The organism is Brevibacterium sp. CS2, from assembly GCF_005280295.1.
GTDB classification, from domain to species: domain Bacteria; phylum Actinomycetota; class Actinomycetes; order Actinomycetales; family Brevibacteriaceae; genus Brevibacterium; species Brevibacterium pityocampae.
Genome location: NZ_CP040020.1, coordinates 372,812 through 397,704 on the forward strand (window position 1 = coordinate 372,812; position 24,893 = coordinate 397,704).

17 protein-coding genes and 1 tRNA gene are annotated in these 24,893 nt (G+C 70.7%); 8 read left to right on the plus strand and 10 right to left on the minus strand.

What is annotated here, in order from left to right; translation table 11 throughout:
* Positions 1-129: 129 nt before the first annotated feature.
* Positions 130-218 (minus strand) — tRNA-Ser (locus tag FDF13_RS01645).
* Positions 219-589: 371 nt separating this feature from the next.
* On the opposite strand from FDF13_RS01645, the gene FDF13_RS01650 reads away from it, so the two are divergent.
* Both FDF13_RS01650 and FDF13_RS01655 read left to right on the plus strand, forming a co-directional pair.
* Positions 590-2,896: an LCP family protein gene (locus tag FDF13_RS01650; RefSeq protein ID WP_254668859.1), complete on the plus strand. Its 2,307-nt coding sequence runs from the start codon at positions 590-592 to the stop codon at positions 2,894-2,896.
* On the plus strand, positions 2,893-4,974 hold the full coding sequence (locus FDF13_RS01655; RefSeq protein ID WP_137318169.1) for an FAD/NAD(P)-binding domain-containing protein: 2,082 nt from the start codon (positions 2,893-2,895) through the stop codon (positions 4,972-4,974). The genes FDF13_RS01650 and FDF13_RS01655 overlap by 4 nt, the downstream gene beginning before the upstream one ends.
* A gap of 400 nt (positions 4,975-5,374) precedes the next feature.
* On the opposite strand, the gene FDF13_RS01660 is transcribed toward FDF13_RS01655, so the two are convergent.
* On the minus strand, positions 5,375-7,954 hold the full coding sequence (locus FDF13_RS01660; protein WP_137318170.1) for a YhgE/Pip domain-containing protein: 2,580 nt from the start codon (positions 7,952-7,954) through the stop codon (positions 5,375-5,377).
* A complete protein-coding gene (locus tag FDF13_RS01665; protein WP_137318171.1) occupies positions 7,954-10,809 on the minus strand; it encodes an MMPL family transporter in 2,856 nt (951 codons plus the stop codon). Before FDF13_RS01665 ends, FDF13_RS01660 begins: the two co-directional genes overlap by 1 nt.
* 102 nt (positions 10,810-10,911) lie before the next feature.
* On the opposite strand from FDF13_RS01665, the gene FDF13_RS01670 reads away from it, so the two are divergent.
* Both FDF13_RS01670 and FDF13_RS01675 read left to right on the plus strand, forming a co-directional pair.
* Positions 10,912-11,652: a TetR/AcrR family transcriptional regulator gene (locus FDF13_RS01670; protein WP_175406801.1), complete on the plus strand. Its 741-nt coding sequence runs from the start codon at positions 10,912-10,914 to the stop codon at positions 11,650-11,652.
* 103 nt (positions 11,653-11,755) lie between these two features.
* Positions 11,756-12,865, plus strand: coding sequence for a hypothetical protein (locus FDF13_RS01675; RefSeq protein WP_137318173.1), 1,110 nt, complete (start codon positions 11,756-11,758; stop codon positions 12,863-12,865).
* A gap of 98 nt (positions 12,866-12,963) precedes the next feature.
* Here the strand turns inward: FDF13_RS01675 and FDF13_RS01680 are convergent, their stop codons facing one another.
* From FDF13_RS01680 to FDF13_RS01700, 5 genes are all read right to left on the minus strand, one after another.
* Complete coding sequence (locus tag FDF13_RS01680) at positions 12,964-14,397, minus strand: amidase (protein WP_137318174.1); 1,434 nt, start codon at positions 14,395-14,397, stop codon at positions 12,964-12,966.
* 52 nt (positions 14,398-14,449) lie between these two features.
* Positions 14,450-15,685: an amidohydrolase gene (locus FDF13_RS01685; RefSeq protein WP_137318175.1), complete on the minus strand. Its 1,236-nt coding sequence runs from the start codon at positions 15,683-15,685 to the stop codon at positions 14,450-14,452.
* Between the two features lie 48 nt (positions 15,686-15,733).
* On the minus strand, positions 15,734-16,462 hold the full coding sequence (locus tag FDF13_RS01690; protein ID WP_137318176.1) for a hypothetical protein: 729 nt from the start codon (positions 16,460-16,462) through the stop codon (positions 15,734-15,736).
* Between the two features lie 22 nt (positions 16,463-16,484).
* The gene (locus tag FDF13_RS01695; RefSeq protein ID WP_137318177.1) at positions 16,485-17,228 is read right to left on the minus strand and encodes a DUF5058 family protein; all 744 of its coding nucleotides are present in this window, start codon (positions 17,226-17,228) and stop codon (positions 16,485-16,487) included.
* Between the two features lie 90 nt (positions 17,229-17,318).
* Positions 17,319-18,191 carry a MaoC family dehydratase N-terminal domain-containing protein gene (locus FDF13_RS01700; protein WP_137318178.1) on the minus strand — a complete coding sequence of 291 codons (873 nt, stop codon included), beginning with the start codon at positions 18,189-18,191 and terminating at the stop codon, positions 17,319-17,321.
* Between the two features lie 215 nt (positions 18,192-18,406).
* On the opposite strand from FDF13_RS01700, the gene FDF13_RS01705 reads away from it, so the two are divergent.
* From FDF13_RS01705 to FDF13_RS01715, 3 genes are all read left to right on the plus strand, one after another.
* Complete coding sequence (locus FDF13_RS01705) at positions 18,407-18,580, plus strand: CsbD family protein (RefSeq protein ID WP_137318179.1); 174 nt, start codon at positions 18,407-18,409, stop codon at positions 18,578-18,580.
* Between the two features lie 93 nt (positions 18,581-18,673).
* Positions 18,674-19,096 carry a VanZ family protein gene (locus FDF13_RS01710; protein WP_137318180.1) on the plus strand — a complete coding sequence of 141 codons (423 nt, stop codon included), beginning with the start codon at positions 18,674-18,676 and terminating at the stop codon, positions 19,094-19,096.
* Positions 19,097-19,323: 227 nt separating this feature from the next.
* Positions 19,324-20,445 carry an acyl-CoA desaturase gene (locus FDF13_RS01715; protein ID WP_137318181.1) on the plus strand — a complete coding sequence of 374 codons (1,122 nt, stop codon included), beginning with the start codon at positions 19,324-19,326 and terminating at the stop codon, positions 20,443-20,445.
* A 193-nt stretch (positions 20,446-20,638) separates the two neighbouring features.
* On the opposite strand, the gene FDF13_RS01720 is transcribed toward FDF13_RS01715, so the two are convergent.
* Complete coding sequence (locus tag FDF13_RS01720) at positions 20,639-21,778, minus strand: C45 family peptidase (RefSeq protein ID WP_175406803.1); 1,140 nt, start codon at positions 21,776-21,778, stop codon at positions 20,639-20,641.
* A 630-nt stretch (positions 21,779-22,408) separates the two neighbouring features.
* Here FDF13_RS01720 and FDF13_RS01725 point away from each other — a divergent pair.
* Entirely contained in the window at positions 22,409-23,380 is a 972-nt protein-coding gene (locus tag FDF13_RS01725; protein WP_137318183.1) for a nitronate monooxygenase family protein, read from the plus strand.
* 208 nt (positions 23,381-23,588) lie between these two features.
* Here FDF13_RS01725 and FDF13_RS01730 read toward each other — a convergent pair whose 3' ends face one another.
* Positions 23,589-24,662: an MBL fold metallo-hydrolase gene (locus FDF13_RS01730; RefSeq protein ID WP_137318184.1), complete on the minus strand. Its 1,074-nt coding sequence runs from the start codon at positions 24,660-24,662 to the stop codon at positions 23,589-23,591.
* Between the last annotated feature and the right edge of the window lie 231 nt (positions 24,663-24,893).

The window sequence follows — 24,893 nt, forward strand, 5'->3', positions numbered from 1 at the left end:
TGCTCATCCCCCGCAGCCGCTGGGCCGAGGCCGGGGAGCTCAGACCGTGCGGCCGTTGCACCTCATGAATACTCAAAACCCCCGGCGATCCTCTGATTCCAGAGAGTCTCGGGGGTCTTGCGAAAAACGCGGAGCCGGTGGGATTTGAACCCACGGTCCCCAATTCAAGGGACTCCACCTTAGCAGGGTGGTGCTTTCGGCCGCTCAGCCACGACTCCATCCGCCGCGACGCGCGCGACCGACACAAGACTACTCGACCCGGTCCCGAGGCGCCAAAGCGATCGCGGTACGGCCCGCCTTCTCCCGGGCTCCGACCGCTCCTCGATCCGCACCTCAGCCACTGCCTCACGCAGGACCGCACCTCCCGCACCGCGGCAGGGCACGACGGTGCCGCGCCTTACCGCGCCCGCACGTCCACCCCGCACCCACCGGGATTACACTGTTCCCACAGAGTCGGGCCGTACACTCGGGCTTCGACCATTGCACTGTTGTCGACCGTCGCACGTTCCCAGCCGGGTCGGGCTCCGCTGAGCCCCGCCCGCCGCGGGTGCCTCTCCGGCGGCGATCCAGCCCCACGAGGAGTCCGCACTTGGCGCAGAACGACACCGGGAGCCCCGACCAGCGCCCCGACGGCGACCCGTCGACTCCCGCCTCGTTCCGCGCATCCAAGCGCCCCCGCCTGCGCGGCGACTCCCAGGCCTCCGGGCGCCCGACCCTCTCCGGCTCGTCCACGCCCGAGGCGCGCCGCCGCTCGACGCAGGGCTCCCCCGCCCCTGCCGGCGGGTCCGATGCTCCGTCTGCGGCGTCACGGGACACCGCACCGAGCACTCCGCCGCCCCTGCCGGCAACCCGGCATGCCAACGCCCAGCGGCGTTCCGACTCCCCGCGCCACTCTACCCAGGTGAAGAAGAGGTGGCCCCGCAGCCCGGAGGCGAAGCGAGCCGCCGGTCCCGGCGCGGCCGCAGCTGCCGGCACTGCAGCCGGCGCCGGAGCTGCCGCTGGAACCGCTGCAGGTGCCACTGCGCAGGCCTCCGGCGCTGCCGTTGCCGGCAGTGCGGCAGGTCCTGCGGCAGCAGCCGCAGGCGCTGCTGCGGCCTCCCCCCGCCGCGCTGCCCGGGCGGCGGACGCAGCCGGTACCTCGCGAGCGGCCGGCACCTCGAGAGCAGCCGGCACCCCAGCCCCCCACTCACGCGACACCTCGCGGTCAGCACCGGATCGCGGCGACGCGTCCGCCCGAGCCCGCGGCACCTCGCGCACGGCTCCGCTGTCCGCGTCCCTCGCCGCGGCCGCCCGCGAGGAGAATCCGAGCCCGCGGCGCTCGAACCGGCGAGGCGACGGCTTCCCCCACATCGTCGGCTGGACCGCGCTCGGCACTCTGATCCCCGGCCTCGGCATCGTGCAGGCCCGCAGCTCGCGTCTCGGCTGGGGGCTCTTCATCGGCTTCTTCGGCGTCATCCTCGCCCTCATCGCCTACGTCATCTACCGCGGCCCGCTGCGGGCGGCGAGCCGGATCGTGTCGAGCCCCAACCTCCTCAACATCACCGCGGTGCTGCTCGCCGTCGCCGCAGTCGTGTGGCTTGTCGTCATCCTCCGCACCTACCGGGAGCAGCGCCGCGGCAGAGCCCTGCGCGCCGGCCAGAAGACGCTCGGCGCGATCCTCGTCACCTCCCTCGTCCTCTGCGTGGGGATCCCCCTTGTGGTCGGAGCGAGCTACGCCCGCGTACAGAGCGACACCGTGGCGAAGGTGTTCGGCAACACCGGCGCGGCCGTCGTCGACAAGGACGAGCTGTGGGCGGACACGCCTCGCATCAATGTCTTCCTCATCGGCAGGGACACCGGTGAAGGCCGCGAGGGCACCCGCCCCGACACCATGCTCATCGCCTCCATCGATACGCACTCCGGGGCCACCACGCTCATCTCCGTGCCCCGCAACCTCGGCCTGCCGATCTTCCCCGAGGGCTCGCAGCTCGCCTCGGTGTTCCCCGACGGATTCAACGCCTTCGGGTACTCGGAGAGCATGATCAACGCCGTGTGGACCTGGGCCGAGGAGTACCCCGAGCAGGTGGGCGACACCGGAGGTCTCGAACCCGGGATGTACGCGACCATGCAGGCGGTCGAGGGATCGCTCGGGCTCGAGCTCGACTACTGGGCCTCGGTGGACATGAAGGGATTCGAGGACGTCATCGATGCCATCGGCGGGGTCGAGATCGATGTCGAACGCCCGATCCCGATGGGCGGCGGCACCAGCCTCGCTACAGGTGTGAAGAACGAGGTCTTCGACTGGATCGCTCCCGGCCCGCAGACGCTCGACGGGTTCCGGGCGCTCTGGTACGTCCGCTCGCGCGAGGGCAGCGACAACTACGACCGGATGTGCCGCCAGCAGCGCATGCTCAAGACGACGATCGCCCAGATCGACCCGCAGGAGATCGCCGTCGCCTACCCGCGGCTCGCCGGCAGCGCGGGAAAGAACATCGCCACGAGCATCCCGCAGGAGCAGGTCAACGCCTTCATCGAGCTGGCGGTCGCGATGCAGCAGTCGGAGATCAAGTCCGCCCAGATCAACAACGACGTCGTCAACACCACACAGCCGGATTTCGACACCCTCCACCAATGGGTGCAGGATCAGGTCGATCCTCAGGAGCCGAGCCAGGCCGAGGAGGACGCCGCTGAACCGGCTCCGGAGGAGACGGAGACGCCGAAGGAGACGGAGACGCCGGAGGAGACCCCTGAACCCACCGAGGAGCCGCCCCCCGGTGTCGAGGACTCCGCCGGCAAGTGCTTCCCGAAGGGTTACGAGCCCGGCGACCCGTGGCCGGGGTATCCGGGGAACCCCGACGCCCCCGCGGGCACCGAGCAGGGAACGGGTGCGGGCGCCGGCACCGGAGCCGGTCAGTGACGGACGAGGCGCCCTACCGGATCGCGATCATCGGCGCCGGGCCGCGCGGCCTGAGCGTGTACGAGCGGCTCGTCGCTCTCGCCTCGGCGAAGGGCCCCGAGGCGCTCGCGCAGCGCCCCCTCGAGATCCACCTCGTCGACCCGTTCCCTCCGGGACCCGGCATCGTGTGGCGCACCGACCAGGAACCGAACCTGCTGATGAACACGACGATCGGCGAGCAGACCGTGTTCCCCGACCCGAGCTGCCGGGTGTCGCCGGACTCCACCGGTCCGGACATGGGCACGTGGTACCGCGAGCGCGGCGGGACGGCCGACCCGGCGAGCACCTTCGGCTCCCGGGCGCTCTACGGCGAGTACCTCGAGTGGTCCTACGAGCACATCCGCACCTCCGCCCCGGCCCATGTCACCACGATCCACCACCCGCAGCGGGCCACCGCGATCGTCGAGCCCGCGGGGATCGATCCGGCCGGCGCCGAGGTGCGCGATCGGACCCAGCTCGTGCGCCTGACCGACACCACCACGATCGCCGCCGACGCCGTGGTCCTGGCCGTCGGCCACATCCCCTCCGAGCTCGCCGACGAGCGTGCCGCCTTCGCCCGGTTCGCGCGCTCGGGCCGCCTGACCTACCTTCCCCCGGGTCTGCCCGCCGAGGCGCCCGTCGACCGCCTGGCTCCCGGTGAGCGTGTGATCTTCCGCGGCTTCGGACTCAACTACTTCGACCTGCAGACGATGCTCACCGTCGGCCGCGGCGGCCGGTTCGAACCGCGGGAGCCGGCCCGCGCCGGGAGCACGGGCGCCGGCGATGCCGGGGATACCGAGGATAACGGGAATGACGGGAACGACGCCTCGGGCTCCGGCGCGGCACCCGGCGCACTCGTCTACATCCCCAGCGGCCGCGAACCGATCCTCGTCCCGTCCTCGCGCCGCGGGGTGCCCTACCGGAGCAAGCCGATCACCCCGGCCCATCCGCTCGCCGACCACCGGCTGCGCGCCTTCACCCCGGAGAACGTCGCACGCCTGGCCGGCCCTGAGGAGGCGCTGCTCTTCAACGACCAGCTGTGGCCGCTCATCCTCGCCGACCTCCGCCACGCCTGGTACTCCGCGCTCGCGCGCTCCGAGCCGCAGGCGTTCGCCACCGACCCCGGCCGCGTCACCGAGGCGCTCGCCGAGGGCGTCGACCGGCATCTGAGCCGCCGCGCCGCCGCCGAGGTCCGCGAATCCGATCACCGCCCCGGCCGCCTGACGAGTGCGTCACCGGCCTGGTCGGCGATCGAGCGCGAGGTCCTCGCCGATCCGTCCCGCGCCCTCGACCTCCACGAGCTGCTCCGTCCCCTCGAGGGCGCGCGGTTCGCCTCCCGCTCGGGCGGGCACGGCTCCCTCACCGAGTGGATGCTCGACTTCCTGCGGGCGGACCTCGCCGCGGCGCACCTCGGCCCCGAGCGCTCCCCGGAGAAGGCGCTGTTCGCCGTACTGTGGGCCGCGCGCGCCTATCTCAAGGAGCTCGTCGCCGCCGGCCGGATCGCACGGGAGAGCTTCGTCGCGGAGGTGCGCGGCTGGTTCGAGGACTTCGTGTCCGGCATCTGCGACGGTCCGCCGCCGCAGCGCTACGCGGAGCTCATCGCGCTCACCGAAGCCGGGCTCGTCGAATTCGTCGGGCCCGAGGTGCGGATCACCACCTCGCGCGCGGACGAGCAGGCGGTCTTCCGCGCCGTCTCGCCGGCCGTCGACGCCCCGGTGACGGCCTCCGCTCTGGTCGATGCCGCCTCGCCGGCCAACCAGATGCGCTACGCCGCCGACCCGCTGATCTCCGGGATGCTCGAGCGCGGTCAGCTGGCGGTGGCGACGCACGAGGATTCCAGCGGACGGGTGCAGCCGCTCAGCGGCATCGCCGTCGCAGGGCCCTCCCACCGCACCGTCGATGAGCACGGTCGGGTGCACCCGCACCGGTACTGCCTGTCGATCCAGCTCTCGGCCGTGCAGCTGGGGCTGGCGATCGCGGCGAACCCGGGACGGCGGGCGCAGTCGCTCGTCGACGCCCACCGGATCGCCGAGGATGTCCTCGCGTCCGCCCGCAGCTGAGGCGCACGGCGCCAGACCGGTCGGGGGCCTGCGGGAGCGGGGCTGCGCCTGAGCAGCCCGGCCGCATCTGAGCATCATTGCAGAACTGCAGAACTGCAGAACTGCAGCATCTGAGGCTCTTCGCAGTCGTCGACCTGCCGTTACCGCTCGAACTGCCACTTCTGCTCGGTCTGACCATCGACCTGCCACTTGTGCTCGATAATCCGGGTCGTATCGGAGCACAGATGGTAGGTCGACGAACGCGTCGAGCACAGATGGCAGGTCGATGACGCGGGCACTGCCGCCCCGAGCACTGATGTCCCGGAGACGATCGCTCTGAGCACTGTCACTCCCGGTCACGACCGCGTGAGACCTCGATATCCGAAGGTTCCGCTCTCAGGAACCTTCGGATATCGAGGTGTCAGGCGGGGACGAGGCGGGAGGCCTGGCCGGCCGTGAGCGTCCGCTTCCGGGCCACCGCGATGATCGCCGCGCCGGTGCCGATGACGAACCAGCCGAACAGTCCGGCCCACGCCGCCCCCAGGCCCGGCGCTCCGGTGGCGATCGCGGTGACCCCGTCGAAGGCCGGGGTGAGCGGCAGGAACGGTGCCACGGCCTGGAAGAAGTCCGGCGTCGCACCGAGCGCCCGGCCGGCGACGGCGAGCACGACGAGCGCCACCGACACGAAGCGACCGACCCCGCCGAACCAGGCGACGAGCGCGTAGTTCACCACCATGAATACGATCCCGGCGAACATCGCGAGCACGAGCAGCGCGGTGAGATCGAAGAAGTGGAGCTCGAGCACGATCTGCCCGACGAACGTGAGGATCACCGCCTGGATGACCGCCACGAGCAGCCCCGGCAGCAGGCCCCGGGCCATGATCGCCCACGACGGCTTCGGGGAGGTCACGGCGGTCGCCGACACGGCGCGCACGACGGTGTAGGTGATGAGCGCACCCAGCCACAGCGCCATGACGAGCAGCAGCGCGATCGTCGAGGCCGGCGAGATCGAGCCCAGCAGCCCGTCGTCGGCGGCGACCGGCTCGGACACCGCTTCGGCGAGCGCATCGCGCTCGGGCGCGGTGTAGGACGGGATCTGGTCCTTGCCCTCGTCGAGGCCGTCGGCGAGCTGGCGGGTGCCCTCGGCGAGCTCGCCGGTGCCCTCGTCGAGCTCCGTCAGACCGGTCGCCAGGTCGCCGGCTCCGGTGGACAGCTGGCCCACCCCGTCGGTGTAGGCGCTGAGCCCGGTGGTGAACTCCCCGGCCCCGGCGGACAGCTCGTCGGCGCCGTCGGCGAGCTGACCGGTGCCGTCGGCCAGCTGCCGGGCGCCCGAGGCGAGCTCACCCGTGCCGTCGGCCAGCTGGTCGGTGCCGTCGGCGAGCCGAGAGGCGCCGTCGGCCGAGGCGCCGATCCCGTCGCTCAGGTCCCCCATGCCGTCGGCGAGCTGGTCGGTGCCGTCGGCCAGGCCCGAGGCGCCCTCGCGGAGCTGCCGGGAGCCGTCGAGGAGCTCATCGGAGCGGTCGGTGAACTCGGCGAGGCCCTCGACGAGCCCGGTGAGCGCGGTGCCGAGTCCGGAGGCGAGCTCCTGCACCCCGTCGTCGAGCTGGGAGGCCCCGTCCTCGAGCTCGTCGAGCCCGGAGTTGATCGACTGCCCGGTCCGCGGGTCCTGCTGATCGAGTCCCGCCGAAGCGCCCTCGAGCGCGCCGGCGGTGCCGGAGAGCAGACCGGTGACGAAGGCGCGCTCCGTCCCGGCGCACACCTCGGCCGGTGTGCCCTTGGGGCACAGCTGGGCGCGGGTGGCCTGCGCCTCGGACTTGGTCATGAGACCGGCGGCGACGAGGTCGTCGAGCTTCTCCGCGGAGCCGGCGAGGTTCCCGGCGGCCGCCGCCTGGTCGTCGAGGCCCTGCTGGTACTCCCCGAGCCCGTCGTTGATCCCGGCGATTCCGTCGGCGAGCTGCGAGGAGCCGTCGGAGAGCTCGTCGAGGCCGTCCGTGAGGTCCTCGATCGACCCGTCCTCACCACCGGTGTCGAACTCGCCGAGCTGGCGGACGAGCTCATCGATGCCGCCGGTGTACTCGTCGACGCCCTCGGACAGCTGGGAGGCGCCGTCGGCGAGCTGCCGGGTCTGATCCGGCAGGTCCGCGGTCTGATCCCGCATCTGGCCGAGCCCGTCGGACAGCTCATCAGCGCCATCGGCGAGCTCACCGGCGCCCCCGGCGAGCTCTTCGGTGCCGTCGGCGAGCTCGTTCGCACCGCCGGACAGCTCACGTGCTCCGGTGGCGAGGCCGCCCGCGCCGTCGGCGATCCCGTTCGCCCCTTCGACCAGCGGGCCAGAGCCGGCGTCGAGCTGCTCGGCGCCGTCGGCGAACGCGGTCGCGCCCTCGGCGGCGTCCCCGGTGCCCTCGGAGAGCTGCTCGGTGCCGTCGGCGATCTCGCCGGCGGCGTCGGCGACCTCGCGGAACTGCTCGCCTATGTCGTTGAAGCCCAGGTAGATCTTGTCGAGGTACTGGGAGGTGAAGCCGGTGTTGAACTGGGTCCGGGCGACCTCGGCGATCGCCTGCCCGATCGTCGCGTCGGCGAGCGGGGACACCTGGGAGGAGGTGACGTCGATGGTCGCCTGGCGGGCGAGCAGCGGGTCGTCCTCGCCGCTCGACATCACGGCGCGGGAGAACCCCTCGGGGATCGTGATGACGGCGGCGTACTCGCCGCTGGCCAGGCCGTCGGCGGCATCCGCGTCGTCGGACAGCACCCATTCGAGGTTGTCCTCCTCGGAGTCGACGAGCCCGGCGGACAGCTGCCGGCCGAGCGGCACGGTCTTACCGTCGACCTCGGCGCCCTCGTCGTTGTTGACGACCGCGGCGCGCACGGAGTCGAGCCGGTCGTTCGCCTGCCAGGCGGCGAACACGAACCCGGCGGCGATGATCACCGGGACGAGGATGAGTCCCAGGATCGAGATCCAGGTGACGGGACGGCCGGTGTCGGCGCGTTCGAACAGTGCCATCAGCGGGTTCCTCCGATGAGTTGCGTGTGGTCGGTGTCGCCCCGGGGGCCGTCTGCCGGTCCCGCGTCCCCGGGGTCGGCGGGACGGCCGCCGGCCGGTCCGGATCCTCCGCGGCCGGGGGACGCACTGGGAGCGGAGACCGGAGCGCGGCGGTGGTCGTCGAGGTCGAGGAAGGTGTACGAGGTGCGTGCCGGGACCATCCAGTCCGCCTGTGGGTGGCTGACCGCGAGCACGACGGCGGAACCGGCGTCCACTGCTGCGGCGACGAGCGCGGTGACGAGGCTCGCGGACTCCGGATCCGCGGGCTGGTCGGCGCGATCGACGACGAGCAGCGCGGGCGGGTCCTGGGCGAGTGCGCGCAGGCGGGCCGGGCCGGCGGTGAGTGCGGGGTCGGCGGCGCTCACGACGATGAGCGGGGTGCGGGAGCGGACTCGGCCGGCCTGCTCGGGCATGACCTCGCGGCCGATCTTGAGCTCGCCGCGGTCGAGCGGCAGCCGGCCGGACAGTGCGAGGAGCAGGTGGCCGGACCCGCGGCCGGTGGCGACGAGCACCTCGCCGGGTAGGAGCGCGACGTCGATGCCGTCGAACAGCGGGCCGGAACCGGCCCCGGCGGCGTCGAGTCCCAGCCCTTCGCCGTACACCCGGTACGGGGAGTCCGGCTGCGGCCAGTCGCGCAGCGCCACCTGGTGGAAGAGCCCTTCGCCCTCGACGTCGAAGTGGGGCATGATCCGCTCGAGCCACTTCGGCAGCCACCACGCATGCTTTCCGAGGAGCGCCATGACGGCAGGGACGAGGGTCATGCGGACGATGAACGCGTCGACGAACACGCCCACGGCGAGCGCGAGCGCGATCGACTTGATGCCCGCCTCGCCCACGGGCACGAAGGCGCCGAACACCGAGATCATGATGACCGCGGCCGCGGTGACGACGCTCGCCGAGCCGAGGAAGCCCTTGCGGACTGCCTCACGTGCGCCCGCGCCGTGGACGTAGGCCTCGCGCATGCCGGAGACGAGGAACAGCTCGTAGTCCATCGCGAGGCCGAACAGGATGCCCATGAGGATGATCGGAAGGAAGCTGATGACCGGTCCGGTCTGCGCGATGCCCATGGCCGACGACAGCCACCCGTCGTGGAACACGAGGACGACGGCGCCGAACGCGGTGACGACGCTGAGCAGGTAGCCCACGGTCGCCTTGATCGGCACCCAGATCGAGCGGAACACCATGGTCAGCAGGATGACGGAGAGGCCGACGACGAAGATGCCGAAGGGCAGCAGAGCCTTGCCGAGCTGGTCGGACACGTCGATCGCGACGGCGGTGTAGCCGGTGACCGCGGTGTCGAAGCCGTAGTCGTCCTCGATCTGCGGGGCGAGACCCCGAAGGTCCTCGACGACCTGGTTGGTGCGGTGGTCGTCGGGCGCGAACTCGGGGATGATCTGCACGATCCCGGTGTCGGCGGTCCGGTTGGGGGTGGCCATGACGACGGAGTGGACGCCGTCGACGGCCTCGATGTCCTCGGCCAGGGACTCCATGTCGCCGAGCGGGTCGGTGGAGGAGATGATGCCGGCCGTCATGACGAGCGGGCCGTTGAAGCCGGGCCCGAAGTTCTCCTCGATGAGGTCGTAGCTCTCCTTCGCGGGCGTCCCGGCCTCCGCCCCGCCGTTGTTCGGCAGGGCGAGCTCGAGGCGCTGGGCGGGAATCGCGAAGAGGCCCAGGCCGACGATGATGATGACGACGGTGAGCGCCGGGACCTTCGTCGCGACGGTCTCCCAGGCGCCGAACAGCCGCCGGTCGAGGCGCGGCTTCTCGGTGCCGTCGCGGCGCGCCTTCCCGGGCTTGGGCCGCAGCTTCTCCCCGCCGAAGCCGAGCAGGGCCGGGACCAGGGTGACGGCGATGAAGACGGCGATCGCGACGGTGATCGCTGCGGCCACGCCCAGCACGGTGAGGAAGGGGATGCCGGCGACGCTGAGGCCGACGAGCGCGATGATCACCGTGGTGCCGGCGAACACGACGGCCGAGCCCGAGGTGGCCGTCGCCCGGGCGGCGGCCTCCTCCGCGGAGTGCCCGTCTGCCATGAGGTCGCGGGCCCGGTAGATGATGAAGAGCGCGTAGTCGATGCCGACGGCGAGGCCGAGCATGAGGGCGAGCATCGGGGTCGTCGAGTTCACCACGAAGAAGCCGGTGGCGAGCACGATGAGGACCATGCCGATCGCGACGCCGAGGATCGCGGTGACGAGAGGCATGCCGGCGGCCCGCAGCGAGCCGAGGGTGAAGAGGAGGACGACGAAGGCGACGACGACGCCGATGGCCTCGACCCATGACAGGTGCACCCCGGTGACGCCGAACAGCTCACCGCCCGGGGAGGCCTGGGTGCCCTCGGGCAGGTCCGCGACGAGGGCGTCGGTGGCCTCGGCGAGGGCGTCCTTGACCGGGTCGCCGAGCTCGGCGACCGCGCCGTCGTACTGGATGTTGACGAGCGCGGCCCGGTCGTCGTCGGAGATCACGCCCTCGAGTCCGTCCATGAACGGCGAGGTCGCTGAGTTGACGGAGTCGAGTTCGCCGAGGTCGTCGGCGAAGTCCTCGAGGGCGCTGCGGTAGGGCTCGGCGGTGATGTCGTCCCCTTCGGCGGCGACGACGACCACCTGCGCGGCGGTGCCGCTGACCTCGGGGAAGGTGAGGGCGAGCGAGTCGAGTGCCTGCTGCGACTCTGAGCCGGGCAGGGTGAAGTCGTCGTCGAAGTCACCGGCGAGCAGGCCGGCGAGGCCGCCGAGCACGACGAGCAGGGCCACCCAGATCGCGGCGACGGTCTTCCGGCGCCGGAACGCGGCCAGCCCGAGTTCGTAGAGAAAAGAGGACACGACACCACTCTCGATACGGAAATGTATTGGATACAGTTGTGTATTATTCTGGGCCGGAGGCCGGATGGCAAATGGACCGAGCAACAAGGACGTGAGGAATCGATGAACACCGTGGACCGCTGCGAGGCCGCCCCCGCAGCACAGTCCGCGCAGCCCCCCGGCGACGGCTCGTCCGTCGTTGCGGCGGCAGCTGCCCCGGCACCCGCCGCCGAGTCGATCTCACCGCGTCGGCTGCGCACGCGGACCAAGCTCATCGAGGCCGCGATCCCGTTGCTCGTCGCCAAGGGCGTCGCGGGCACCTCGATCAAGGAGTTCGCCGAGGCCGCCGGGATGACGCGCGGCGCCTTCTACTCGAATTTCGCCTCCCGTGACGCGCTCGTCCTCGCCGTGTGCGACTCCGGGATCAAGCGTGCCATGGACCGCGTGAACGAGGCCGCCGAGTCCGGTCTTGACGAGGTCGCCGATTCGATCGGCACCGCGGACCCGCAGCGCCTCATGGAGCTCGCTCTGGAACGCTTCTTCATCGAATACCCGGAATCGGTCGACTGGGTGCTCGCCGAACGCGAGATCCACCTCCACGCCCTGCGCGTCCCCGAGCTGCTCGACAAGTACGAGGAGCTGCTCGCCGCCTATTTCCAACAGTTCGCCGCGGTCATCGATACAGTGCTCGACCGGCTGGGCGGTCGCACGACGATCCCGGCGGCCGCTCTCGTCGAGCTCCTCGCGGTGGTCGTCAAGGAGGCCTCGGTGAAAGCGATCCCGGAGTGGCCCGGCACCGGCCCGCTGATCATCGACCCGCAGCCGACCTTCCGGATCCTCCGGGCGTTCGTCGTCTTCGACTGAGCACTCGTGCACTCGTCCCTGCCCACGCTCCCCTGAGTGTGCTCCGCTGAGTGCGCTCCCCCGCCAGGCCCCGGACGGGCTTTTGGCCACTAGGGTGGTGGGCATGACCGACGCGAACCCCACCGACCCGAACCCCACCGCCCAGGGCTCAGCTGGCCCTGAGCCTGCGGTCCAGGACCCTGCGACTGTGAGCACGCCCGACACGAGCGAGGCGGCCGGAGGCGCCGCGCCCAGCACGGCCGACGCCGAGGCGAAGCGCGCCGAGTTCCGCGCCTTCCTGTCCAACATGCCCGTCAAGCTGGGCTCGTTCGTCGAGGCCGTCCTGCCGCGTGCGATCACCGTCGGTGAGGACGGCGAGGAGAGGGAGTTCCGCAAGGACTTCTCCCCGGCCTCCCTGCCGTGGGTCGAAACGTTCGCGCTCACTCGCCTGCCCTCCCCGGCGGCCGTCGCGGCCGCGGAGAACCAGCCGTTCTCCGAAGGGCTCGTCCGCTACGTCGGCGAGACCCTGCTCCGCACGGTGGGCGGCACCTGGGACATCGACCCGGACGGTGGGACCGGCCATGGGATGCCCTTCATCCGGCCGGATTCGCCGGCCGGGGAGGCCGCCGGAACCCCGATCTCGCTCGTCGGACTCCTCATGACCGCGGTGCAGGAGCGCCGCGGCGACACCTTCGTCACCGCGCTGGCGAACGCGCTCGCGGAGTTCGGCGAGCAGGGCACGCCGAACCGCTCGAGCACGGGCATCGACCTCTCGGCCGGCGGGGAGCGCCCCTCGCAAGCGGAGCAGGACCACCTCGACGCCTTCCTCGGCGGGGTCGAGCCGGTCATCGCCGCGTGGATCCACGAGCAGGGCGGCGGGATGGAGGCCTGGGCGTACGGCCGTGCAGCGCTCGAGCGCCTCACAGCGGACCTGCGGGAGCGCTACTCCGATGCGGAGGCGATGACCGGCCAGGACGAGCAGGCCTACCTGGCCGGTGCGGTGCGCTACGTCGGCGAGGTGATCCGGCGGGCAGGGTTCGGCACGTGGCGATTCGCGGCCGAGGTCCCTGCCGACGACCCCCGTTCGGGCCAGCCGTTCGTCCGGTTCGCCGGCGGCGATGCCGACGGCGGCGCGGAGGGCTTCGATGTCGTGCCGTGGCAGCTCATCCGGGACGCCCTCACCGACGATGACGCCCTCGTGGCCGCGTACGACCGGGCTGCGGCGACGGTCTAGCCCGGAGCGGTCGCCCCCGCGTCACTTCGTGGGACGGCATGACCGATGCCGGGCAGTCCGAGAGCGCCGGCGGCATCCCCCGCCGGCTCAGCGCACCCTCAGATCTCCGGGTGGCGCAGGTGGTGGCCGGTCGCGGCCTCGAAGGCGTGTGCGACGCGCAGCAGGTCGACGTCCCGGCCGGGGGCGGCGACGATCTGGATGCCGACCGGCAGCCCGGAGGCGGTGAAACCTGCCGGCACGGAGATCGCCGGGCACCCGGTGGCGGAGATCAGGGTCGCCGAGCGCATCCAGTCGAGGTAGGTCTCGAAGGGCACCCCCTCGATCTCGGTGGGGTACTCGATCCCCGCGTCGAAGGGCAGCACCTGCGCCATCGTGGTGACGAGGATGTCGTGCTCGGTGAAGTACTCCGCCACGTCCTCCCGCAGCCGCGCGCGCGCCCGGTCCTTGGAGATGATCTCGTCCGCGGTGAGCGCGAGCCCGCGCTCGGTGTTCCACACCACGGCCTCCTTGATGTCCGCACGCCGGGACCGCACGAGTTCGCCCCAGTTCAGCGCGAAGTCGTAGGCCCGCTGGGTGTCGAACACCTCGTCGGCGTCGTCGAGCCGGATGCACGCCTCGCTCATCTGCGCCCCGAGCTCCTCGAACACCGGGCCCGCGGCTCGCACGATGTCGAGCACTGCCGACTCGACCCTGACGCGCCCCGCGAAATCGGGGGCGAAGCCCACCCGGAGTCCGTCGAGGTCGGGCTCGTACCGGGCACCGAGCCGGAACTCGGGCAGGTCGAACACCGTTCCGGGCTCGTCGATCGATCCGGGTCCGCGCGGGTCGGGCCCGCACGCGGCCTGCATGAGGAGCGCGACGTCGCCCACGGTGCGCGCCATGAAGCCCGATTGCGAGAGCCAGGACCATGGGTCCTGCGGTGGCACGTGCGGGAGCCGGCCGTTCGTCGGGCGCAGACCGACGACGTTGTTGAAGGACCCGGGGATCCGCAGCGATCCGCCCATGTCGGAGCCGTCTCCCGAGGCCTGGATACCGGCGGCGATCACCGCGCCCACGCCACCGGAGGAGCCGGCCGCCGACCGGGACGGGTCGTAGGGGTTGACCGTCGTGCCGAACAGCGGGTTGAAGGTGTGGGAGCCCGCGGCGAACTCCGGGACGTTGGTCTTGCCCGTGGTGTTCACCCCCGCGGCTCGGAGCCGGGCGATGACGAGCGAGTCGGCATCCGGCACGTTGTCGGCGAACACCGGCGAACCGAAGGTCGTGCGCATCCCCTCCGTGCTGTGCGTGTCCTTGTGCGTCATCGGCACCCCGTGGAGCAGCGGCAGCCGCTCACCGGCGGCGTAGGCGCGGTCGGCCTCCACCGCCCGGGCGAGCGCGGCCTCGGCGTCGAGGGTGACGACGGCATTGATGGTGGGGTTCACCTCGGCGATCCGCTCGAGATGGTCGTCGGCGGCGTCGACGGCGCTGAGCTCACCGGTGCCGATGAGGTGGGCGAGTTCTCGGGTGGACAGCCAGGTGAGCTCACTGGTCATTGTGCGCCTTCCTTCGGAGCGGGTTATCGTTCGCGAGTGGAGCCGGGGCGCCTCAGCGGGAGCCGAGGTGCCCGAGGAGTGCGGTGAGAGCCGCGCGCACCCCCGTGCCGAGCGTGGTCTCGACCTCGTCGGGACCGAAGAACGGGGAGTGATTGCTCAGCACCTCCTCGGGGTCGTCGACCTTCGCCTGCGAATAGCCGCCGAAGAACCAGAATACGTACGGCACGTCGATCGCGTCGCCGAACCGCCCGAAATCCTCCGACCCGGTGACCGGCGGGGTGACGTTGACCGCGTCCTCGCCGAGCTCGTCGCCGAGTGCACGGATGAGCGAGGCGGTGAGGTCCGGGTCGTTGTCCACGGGCGGGAAGCCGTACATCGGGCGGATCTCCGGGGCGGGCGCCCCGGAAGCCTGCGCCTCGGCGGTGATGATGCGCTCGACGGCGGTCAGCACCGTCTCCCGGACGGCCTCATCGTAGGTGCGGATGTTGATGGTGAAGCGGGCGCTGCTCGGGATGATGTTCTCCTTGAGCCCGCCGTTGAACACGCCGATCGTGAGCACCGCGGAGTCCCGCCCGGAGATCTCCCGGGACACGATCGTCTGCAGGCGGGTGATCATGAAGGCTCCGAGCACGATCGGATCGACCGCGTTCTCCGGCTGCGAGCCGTGCGCCTGCTGCCCGTGGACGATGACCTCGAGGGAGTCGGCCATCGCCATCGCCGTGCCCGAGGTGATGTTGACGGTGCCGGCCACGCCGGGCCACACGTGCTGGCCGTAGATCGCGTCCGGGCGGGGCACCCGGTCCCAGATCCCGTCCTCGAGCATCGCCGCAGCACCCGCGCTCGTCTCCTCGCCCGGCTGGAAGATCATGATCGCGGTGCCGGACCAGCGGTCCCGGTGCTCGGTCAGGAGCTTCGCAGCACCCAGGCCGGAGGTGATGTGGGTGTCGTGGCCGCAGCCGTGCATGACCGGGGTCTCGGTGCCGTCCGGCAGGGTCCCCGTCGCCTCCGATGAGTAGGGCAGCCCGGTCTGCTCGGCGATCGGGAGGCCGTCGGTATCGGCGCGGAAGGCGACGACGGGCCCTTCGCCGTTCTCGATCACGGCGACGACCCCGGTCCCGCCGCAGCGGAACGGCTCGAGGCCGTACGAGCGCAGGTGCTCCTCGATGGCGTCGGCCGTGCGGTGCTCCTGCATCGAGAGCTCCGGGTGCCGGTGGAAGTGCTGATACATCTCCACGAGCGCCGGGATCTCGGCGTCGAGCGCGGAGCGGAAGGTGGGATCGAGTGCCATGGGGTCTCCTTGGAGTCGGCGTGTGGCCAGCGTATCGGGTGAGTCGTGTCAGTTGATATGAGCGGTGTCAGAGCTGCTGCGGACCTTGCGGTCCCGCGCGTACCAGGTGATGACGATCGTGGCGATGACTGCGATGGCCGTGGCGAAGGACTTCACGAGCGGTGGGCTGAACGGCACGATGAGCAGGACCACCACGGCCGAGACGACGAGAGCGATGATCGTCGCACGCACCTGGTTGAGCGTCGCGATGAGCTGAACGGTCACGCCGCCGAGGATCGCGGGCAGGATGTACAGCCGCGCGACCTCGGTGATCGGCTCCGGGGTGATCGAGACCAGCCAGGTGCCGAGCAGGCCGACGAGCACGAGCATGGAGAGCACATGCACCACGGCGGCACCGCAGATCGCGGCGGTCGCTGAGTACGAGGCCTTTCGAGTTCCCGGTTCGGCTCCGATGGTCGACTGGGCGACGATCGCCGACGGCACGAGCTTGTTGGAGATGTTGCCGATCATGAACGCCTGGTACATCCCGGCAGGACCGAGGATGGGGAAGTACGTCACGGGTTCGACCACCCAGAACACGCCGTAGACGGCGGCCACCGCGATGAAGGCGGTGACGATATGCGACACCTCGATACCGAGGTCGGTCGAGAAATAGAGATAGAACGGCACTGCGGTGGCCAGCAGAAGGCAGGCCACCATCGTGACATTGCCCCACAGATAGGTCGTCTTGGAGTAGTTGCGATGCAGCGCTTCGAGATCCGGGGCGGCAGTCGTCATGATGGTTCTCCTTACTCGATGCTCACGCAGCGCCGAAACCGGCGTGGTGGACGGCGTAGGCGGCGATCAGACCACCGACGATTGCGATTCCCAGCGCCCATTCCCGCAACCAGGCCTGGGACAGGACGCGCGCGAGCACCAGGCAGATCGCCATGACGATGGCGGAGGCGACCACTGCCGCGATGTGCGCAAGGGATTTGGGGATCTCCGTGATCGTCAGAGCCGCGAAGGCTGCGAGCAGAGCCGCTGCGGGCACGATCGACATGAGCGCAGGATTGACCCGGGAGAGCGCGTCGCTCCCCTTGCCGAGCAGCGGGGTGAGCACGAGCGTGCTGATCTGCCACATCGCCCCCGACAGGCTCATCGCCATGAGTGCGACGACGAACACGGCCTGGGTGTAGCCCTCCCCGCCGAGTTCGGCCCCCATCGTTCCTGCTGCCAGGGAGGCCGAGGCGGTCTCGGTGGCAGCGGAACCGATGAGTCCGATCCGGACGAGCACGGGCGGGGTCCCGAACAGCGGGAGCAGTGCCACGGAGACCAGCACGACGGCCAGTGACGGTCCGATTGCGGCGACGCCGCCGGCCCGGAAGGAGGCGTTGACCTCCGCCTGGCTCATGTCCGCCGCCTGAGCGTTGCGTTTGACCGCGAGCATGTAGATCGCGGACTGGATCAGGATGACGGCGAACACGGCCGCGGCCAGCACCCACAGGAGCGGCGCATTGGCGATGATGCCGATGTCAGTCGAATTGGCCTGGGCGACTACCATCGGCAGCTCCTCGAATTCAGATCACAGTGGGGAACGGATTGACGCCTCGACCATAGCAATCTGTGACGCCGATCACGTGAACGCCGTGTTTCAGACCGTGATCGTGCCCTTGAGGCAGACCGTTCCCTCGGGATCGACCGCGCCGACCTCGTAGGTGCCCTCGCCGGTCTCGCGACCGACGTAGGCGACGGGGGTGTTGTCGAAGATCGGCTTGCGCGCCTGGAACGCGAAGGTCTTGAGCTCTACGCCCGGGTGGTTGCGCATGAAAGCGTCGACCATGAGGGTCGCCGACAGCGGGCCGTGGACCACCAGGCCCGGGTAGCCCTCCTCGTTCAGGCAATAGTCCCGGTCGTAGTGGATGCGGTGGGCGTTGAAGGTCAGCGCCGAATAGCGGAACAGCTGGGTCTCGGTGGGGCGCACCACATAGGAGTAGTCCCAGTCCGAGGTGTCGGCCGGCGCGAGCGCGGCGCGCTCGGCCGCCGACTGCTCGGGAGCCCGCTGGGTGGGGGCGGCCTCCCGGTAGACGATCGTCTGCACGTCGGTGACCGCGAGCTCGCCGGCGGCGAAGATCTCGTGGTCGACGGTGAGGAACACGAGGTCGCCGGAGCGCCCCGACTTGTGGACGACGTTCTTGATGGTCTGGACCTCGCGCAGCGGGTCCCCCACCGCGATCGGCCGGTGGAAGGTGACGTCGGAGCCGGCCCACATGCGCCTCGGGAACGGGATCGGCGGGAGGAACCCGCCCTTGTGCGGGTGGCCGTCCGCGGCGAGCTCGTGCTGCGGGGCATCCGGGGTGAAGTGGAGCCAGTAGCCGACCGGGAACAGCTGACCGCCCCAGGGGTCGGAGTCGTAGTCGAGGATGGCGCGCAGCCCGGCGGACTTGGCCGGAGTGGCGAGGTCCTCGAGGCTCTGGGATCGGCCGATCCACTCCTGCAGCTGGGCGATGTCGACGGTCTCGCTCATCGGGGCTCCTTCGGGTGTGCGGGCTCGTGGGGTGAGCAGGGCGGTTCCAGCAGTCGAGCCCAGCCTACTCAGTGCCGCTGACGCTGTGCAGACCCGTGCACGGAGCGCGCGTGCCAGGGGCACTGCTTTCTCACAACTGATCTTGAGGTTTCGTGCATAGGGTCGAGGTGCAGGGTCGACCAGGAGGGTCGGTCCGACGACCGAAGGAGCTGCATATGGGACTCGGTGACAAGATCTCCAACAAGGCCGACGAGATGGCCGGCAAGACCAAGGCCGGAGTCGGCGACGCCTCTGACGACCAGTCGCTCAAGAACGAGGGGCACGCGCAGGAATCGGGCGCGAACCTCAAGCAGGCCGGCGAGAAGGTCAAGGACGCCTTCAAGAAGTAAGGCCCGCACGAGCGCACCGGAGCCCCGTCGTCCGCAGGGACGGCGGGGCTCTGCCGTGCCCGAGCAGGCCGGTAGTCTGGATCATCCGCCGGCATGAGCGGACACGGGCCGGCCACGGAGGGGGAGCAGGTGGACTATCGGGCGTCGGCGGGCACCTGGGTGCTGCGCATCTGGTTCGCGCTCGCCTTCCTCATCCACCTCCTCGCGCTCTACAGCCCGGGCAGCGGTGAGCCCGGCGCGCTCCCCGGACTCGACAAACTCGGGCACTTCGGAATCTTCGCCGCGCTCATCACCCCGCTCCTGCTCCTCAGCGCCCCGGTCGCGTGGACGCTGGTCCTCGCCGCACTCTACGGCGGGGCGAGTGAGCTGATCCAGGCGTTCGCCGTGCCGCGTCGCGCCGGTGAGTTCGGCGACTGGGCGGCCGACCTCCTCGGCATCGCACTCGCCTGGGCGATCTGGCGGGCGGTGCCGGTGGAGGAGCCCGGGCCCGAGGCGCCCGCCGCACCTCGGCGCTGACCCCGCCCGGTGCCCCTGCGACCGGCCCCGATTCCGACAAGGATCCTGGTAGCCGCCAGATGTGAAATCCGTGCATATCCGTCGTTTCGTGAGATCACGGTGTCCTCGCCCCGGCGCGGCACTGTAGCGTGGGTCATATCGTCGCCTGAACGTACTTGGATCGCTTCGCACCACGCTTCTCATGTGAACCCGGGCAGCCCCACGCGCCGACGTCTCGAGGATTCACCATGACACCCACCACCGCAGCGGCCACCGTCGCCGACTCCCCCACAGCGCCAGCGCCGCGGCCCCGCCCGGCGGGCGCCCGGTCCCGCGCCGCGACGAGCGACTTCGCCGCCCTCAAGCGGCTCGTGCTCGACGCCGGCCTCATGGAGAAGACCCCGGTCTTCTACTGGGTCATGACGACCGTGCTCATGGCGGCCCTCGGCGGCTGCATCGCCGGCTTCGTCCTGCTCGGCGACTCGTGGTTCCAGCTCCTCATCGCCGCCGCGCTCGGCATCGTCTTCACGCAGATGTCGTTCCTCGGCCACGAGGCGGTGCACAAGCAGATCTTCACCTCGCACAAGGTCAGCGACTGGTACGGCCTCATCACGGGCAACCTCATCGTCGGCCTGTCGATCGGCTGGTGGACGCAGAAGCACAACCGCCACCACGCCAACCCGAACACCAAGGGCAAGGACCCGGACATCTTCGACCCGGTCGTCGCCTTCACCCCGGAGCAGGCGCAGGCCCGCACCGGGCTCGCGCACGAGTTCACCAAGCGTCAGGGCTACCTGTTCTTCCCGCTTCTCCTCCTCGAGGGCCTCAACCTGTACCGCGACGCGATCCTCACCGTCCTCACCCGCAAGAAGCTCAAGAACCGCACCGCGGAGATCGTGCTCCTGAGCATCCGCCTCATCGCGCTGCCGGCACTCGTGTTCTGGTACCTGCCGCTCGGCATGGCGTTCGCGTTCCTCGGCGTGCAGGTCGCCGTCTGGGGCTTCTACATGGGCGCCTCGTTCGCCCCGAACCACAAGGGCATGCCGCAGCTGGAGAACCGCTCGACCCTGAACTTCCTGCTCCGCCAGGTGACGACCTCGCGCAACATCGTGGGGACCACCTTCAACACGTACCTCATGGGCGGACTCAACTACCAGATCGAGCACCACCTGTTCCCGAGCATGCCGCGCCCCCACCTGAAGAAGGCGCAACGGATCGTCCGCGAGTTCTGCGCCGAGCGGGACATCCGCTACACCGAGGTCACCCTCCTCCAGTCCTACGGCGCCGTGGTGGACTACCTCAACCGCGTGGGCATCAAGGCCCGCGACCCGTTCGAGTGCCCGATGGCCGGTGCCGGTCGCGCGATCTGACACGACTCCCCGCACCCACTACCGCCGAGGCGCGGGCACAGGCCCCCGGGCCCGCGCCTCGGCTGTCGGGTGACAGCACAGCGTGGAGCGTCGGTGCGGCGCAGATCGTCAGTGCACCTGGCCGGGCACCGGCGCACTGCGGGACGTCTGCACACGGCAGGGCACCGACGTGTGAGCGTGCCTGCGCCTGATGTCACCGCGCCGTCGTGCTGAACTCCACCGCCTGCGCCCGGCCCACGTCGTTCGGGCTGCCGGGGCTCATGACCACCCGGCCTGCCACGGGGTCGAACTGGACGGTGACGAGGGTCGCGGTCCGCTCCCCGAATCCCTTGCCGGGCTCGGGCACGCGGCACACCGGCGCCTCCCCCGGTCCCGTGCAGAGGTGGCCGAGCATCTCCGCGGTGTCCGCCGGCGCCGGGGCGTCCGCGACCCGTGATTCGATGAGCGCGAGGCGCTCCTCGGACATGCTCGCCGCGTTGAGCGGGAGCGCCCCGTCGAGCAGCTCTGAACCCACGAAGTGGTTCGTGTGGGCGAACCAGCCGTCGGCGCTCAACGCCTGTGTGCCGGCCGGGCCGATCTCGACCATGACCGCGGCGTCCGGTCCGGTCACCGTGATCACCGAGGACGAGGTGGTGCGCGCGGAGCGGATGATGTCGACCGCTTCGGCCACCGTGCGACCGCGCTGCAACGCGGCGGCGAGGACCGAATGGACGGGCACGCCGCCGGCCGAGTCCGCGGCGTTCTTGAGGATGTTGAGCATGACGCCCACCCGCGCGGAGTTCATGCCGATCTTGCCGAGCATGCCGTACTCGGCGAATCCGTGGTGGTCGAGTTCGCCGTCGACCCCGGTCACGCTCTGGTAGTGCCAGACATCGGCGAACTCCGCGTGCCAGTCCCAGGTCTGGACGGCCTTCGTCCCACCCGGGGCCGCGTGGACGAGGGTGGAGCATTCACGCGGGTCCACCTGGGCGAGGGTGAGGATCTCGGTGCGCGCATTGACGAGCCCGACCTGCCACAGCCCCAGGCCGGCACCGGCCGCGACGCCGGTGAGCTCGTCGACCTGCGCGGGGTCCCAGTCGGCGAGTGCGGCGAGCGACTGCTCGGCGGCGCTGCGCTGGGTGTCCACAGTGATCCCGAGGCGGGAGAAGAGTGAGGAGTAGGCGTCGACGGTGAGCGCGATTCCGCGGGCGGCCTGCTCACCTCGGCCGCGGCCGCGGGCGGCGTGGTCGGCGCCGGACACGGTGAGGAGCTCCGGCTCCACGAGCGCCGGGTCGACCACCCGGTCGGTGTCGAAGCGGGACGGCTGCGGGTCGTGCGATTCCGTAGGTGACATGGTTCTCATGCTATCGGCGCAGCCGGATGGCCGACAGGACCGCCCGGAAGGCGGATTCGCCGAGCAGTTCAGTGCGGTTGCGAGGTTCCAGGTGCAGCTCAGTGCGGGCCCGGCGTCTCCAGGTGCAGCTCAGTGCGGTCCGGGCGTTCCGAGGTCAGTCCAGTGCGGCCCGGGTGTTCCGAGGGCAGTTCAGTGCGGTCCGGACGCTTCCAGGTGCAATTCAGTGCGGATATTCAGGAGTAATCGCACTGAAGTGACCGCCGAGCGGCGCGCCGGCTCCGGTCCGCACCGCGAACCCCACCCACCTAGCCACTCGCAGGCCACTCCCGCGACGCACGAGCACCCGGCAACGCCTCCGGCGCACGACCGCCCGGCCGCCCGGCCACTCCCGTGGCGCACCAGCCGGCCACCCGGCACTCCCACGGGCCCACCAGCCACGCAAGCCCCGCCGCCGATCTCACCAGCACACGCCCAGCCTTGAAAAGTCGGCACGCGGACCGTACCGTCGGTATTCAACACTGTCCGTTCGTTCGTTCGGTTCGGTGAAATTCCCGGAGAGGCGCATCACGCAGCTCGCACCGCGCATCTGCACCGCGCCTCCGTCCACACGGCACGTCGAAGGAGAATCCCGTGATCACAACCCGCTTCACCGAACTGCTCGGCATCGAGCACCCGATCGTCCAGGGCGGCATGCAGTGGGTCGGCAAGGCCCCGCTCGCCGCAGCCGTGTCCGAGGCCGGCGGCCTCGGCATCCTCACCGCGCTGACCCAGCCCACCCCGGAGGATCTCCGCGCGGAGATCCGCCGCACCCGCGAGCTCACCGCCAAGCCCTTCGGCGTCAACCTCACCATCCTCCCCACGATCAACCCGGTCCCCTACGACGAGTACGTCAAGGTCGCCGTCGAGGAGGGCATCACCGTCATCGAGACCGCCGGGGCCAACCCCGAGCCCTTCATGCCGCTGTTCAAGGAGCACGGCGTCAAGGTCGTCCACAAGTGCACCGCCGTGCGCCACGCCCTCAAGGCCGAGCGCGTCGGCGTCGACGCGGTGAGCATCGACGGCTTCGAGTGCGCCGGCCACCCCGGCGAGGACGACATCCCCGGCCTCATCCTGCTCCCCGCTGCCGCCGACAAGCTCTCCATCCCCTTCATCGCCTCCGGCGGGTTCGGCGACGGCCGCGGCATGGCCGCAGCCCTGGCACTCGGCGCCGACGGCATCAACATGGGTTCGCGCTTCCTCGCCACCCAGGAGGCCCCGGTCCACGACAACGTCAAGCAGGCCATCGTCGAGGGCTCCGAGCTCGACACGATCCTCAACTTCCGACCCCTGCGCAACACCGTGCGCGTGCGGAAGAACGCCGTGTCCACCGAGGCCGTCGACATCCTCGCCAAGGGCGGCGAGTTCAAGGACGTCCAGCACCTCGTCGCCGGCGCGCGCGGGCGCAAGGTGTTCGAGGACGGCGACATCGAGGCCGGCCAGTGGACCGTGGGCATGGTCCAGGGCCTCATCACCGACGTCCCCAGCTGCGACGAGCTCATCACCCGCATCATCAGGGACGCCGAGCAGATCATCACCGGCCGCCTCGCCGACATGGTCCGCTGACACCCACCCGGGTGCACGCCACCAGGGTGGGCGTCCTGCACCGCCACCCGGACGCACGCCGAGGGGCGGCTCTCCACGATCGGAGAGCCGCCCCTCGACGCGTGCCGCACCTCTCCCGAGGCGTGCCGCACCTCTCCCGAGGCACCCGCACCCTGCCTGGTCAGCGCACTTCGGCGGAGCGTTCGGCCCCTCCCGGGGCGCCTGCGACTCAGCCGTGCAGGCCCACCTCGGGGTCGGGCTCGGGGGCTGCGTCGGGGCCGACGGGCAGGCCCAGGTAGTACATGTGCGCGGCGGTCTCGGCGAGCGCGGCGAACAGGTTGAAGTTCTTCAGCCCCTCGAAGCCGCGCGCCCAGTGGAGGCCCTGCGCGATCGAGTACACGGAGTGGTCCTCGTTCTCCTCCCATCGCACGCGGATCTCCGCGAGGCGCTCGTCGTGGTGGAGGGCGATCTCCTCGGCCCGGACCTGCAGGCCACGGAACCGGAACCCGTGGGCGGGCAGCACGGTGACGGCCTCGTCGAGCCCGGACATGCGGCGCAGGGACTCGAGGTAGTCGGCGAGGCTGTGGGTGATCGAGGGCGCGTCGAGGCCGATGTTCGGGGTGATCGTCGGCAGCACGTGGTCGCCGGAGAAGAAGATCCCGGCGCCGGCGTCGTGGAACGCGGAGTGGCCATAGGTGTGGCCCGGGGTCCACATCGAATGCACCGTGCGCCCGGAGATCGGCAGCTCGTCATGGTCGCCGAGCACGATGATCTGCTGCGGCCAGTCCGGGACCTTGAAAGCGTCCGCGCGACGGCGCCCCTCGAGGTGGGAGATCTCTCCGTGCCGTTCCTCGGGAACCCCGTAGATCTCCGCGATCGAGGCCTTGCCGTGGGCTCCGGTGACCGCCCCCTTCTCCCGTCGCCGGAAGGTGTCGAGGGTGGCGATGTCGTGGGAGTGGAGGGCGAGCCACATGTCCGGGTTCTGCGCGAACAGCGCGGGCACGAGGCCGAGGTGATCGCGGTGGTAGTGGGAGATCGCGACCCCGGTGATGTCGGTGAGCGTGAAGCCCGCCTGTGCGAGGCCCTCGCTGAGCGCCGCGAGCTGCTCCTTGCCGTCCCAGCCCGGATCGATGAGCGCGACTCCGCGGTCCTCGGCGATCGCGTAGCAGTAGGTGTAGACGAGCGGGTTGTTCGGGATCGGCACGGGGATCGCCCAGACACCCTCGGACACCTCCTGGACCGGGGGCAGCACCCGATCCTGCCAGGCCTGCCGCTGCTCGGTGCTGAGGGATTCGATCTTCATCGATCGCGCCTTTCGTCTCCGCCGGTCGTGGCAACCGGCTCTTTGAAGCCATTGAACAATCGTTCGTCACGTTAGCACTTCGGCCCCGGTGCAGGGTTAGCTGGCCGCGTCTCCTGCACTGCGGCACCGGCCCCGCGACGGACTCGGCGCCCGGCCGCACCCGGGCCGCCATCGGCACCTCATCGGTCCCCACCGGGGAATACCGGACGTCCCGCAGGCGTTCCCAGGACA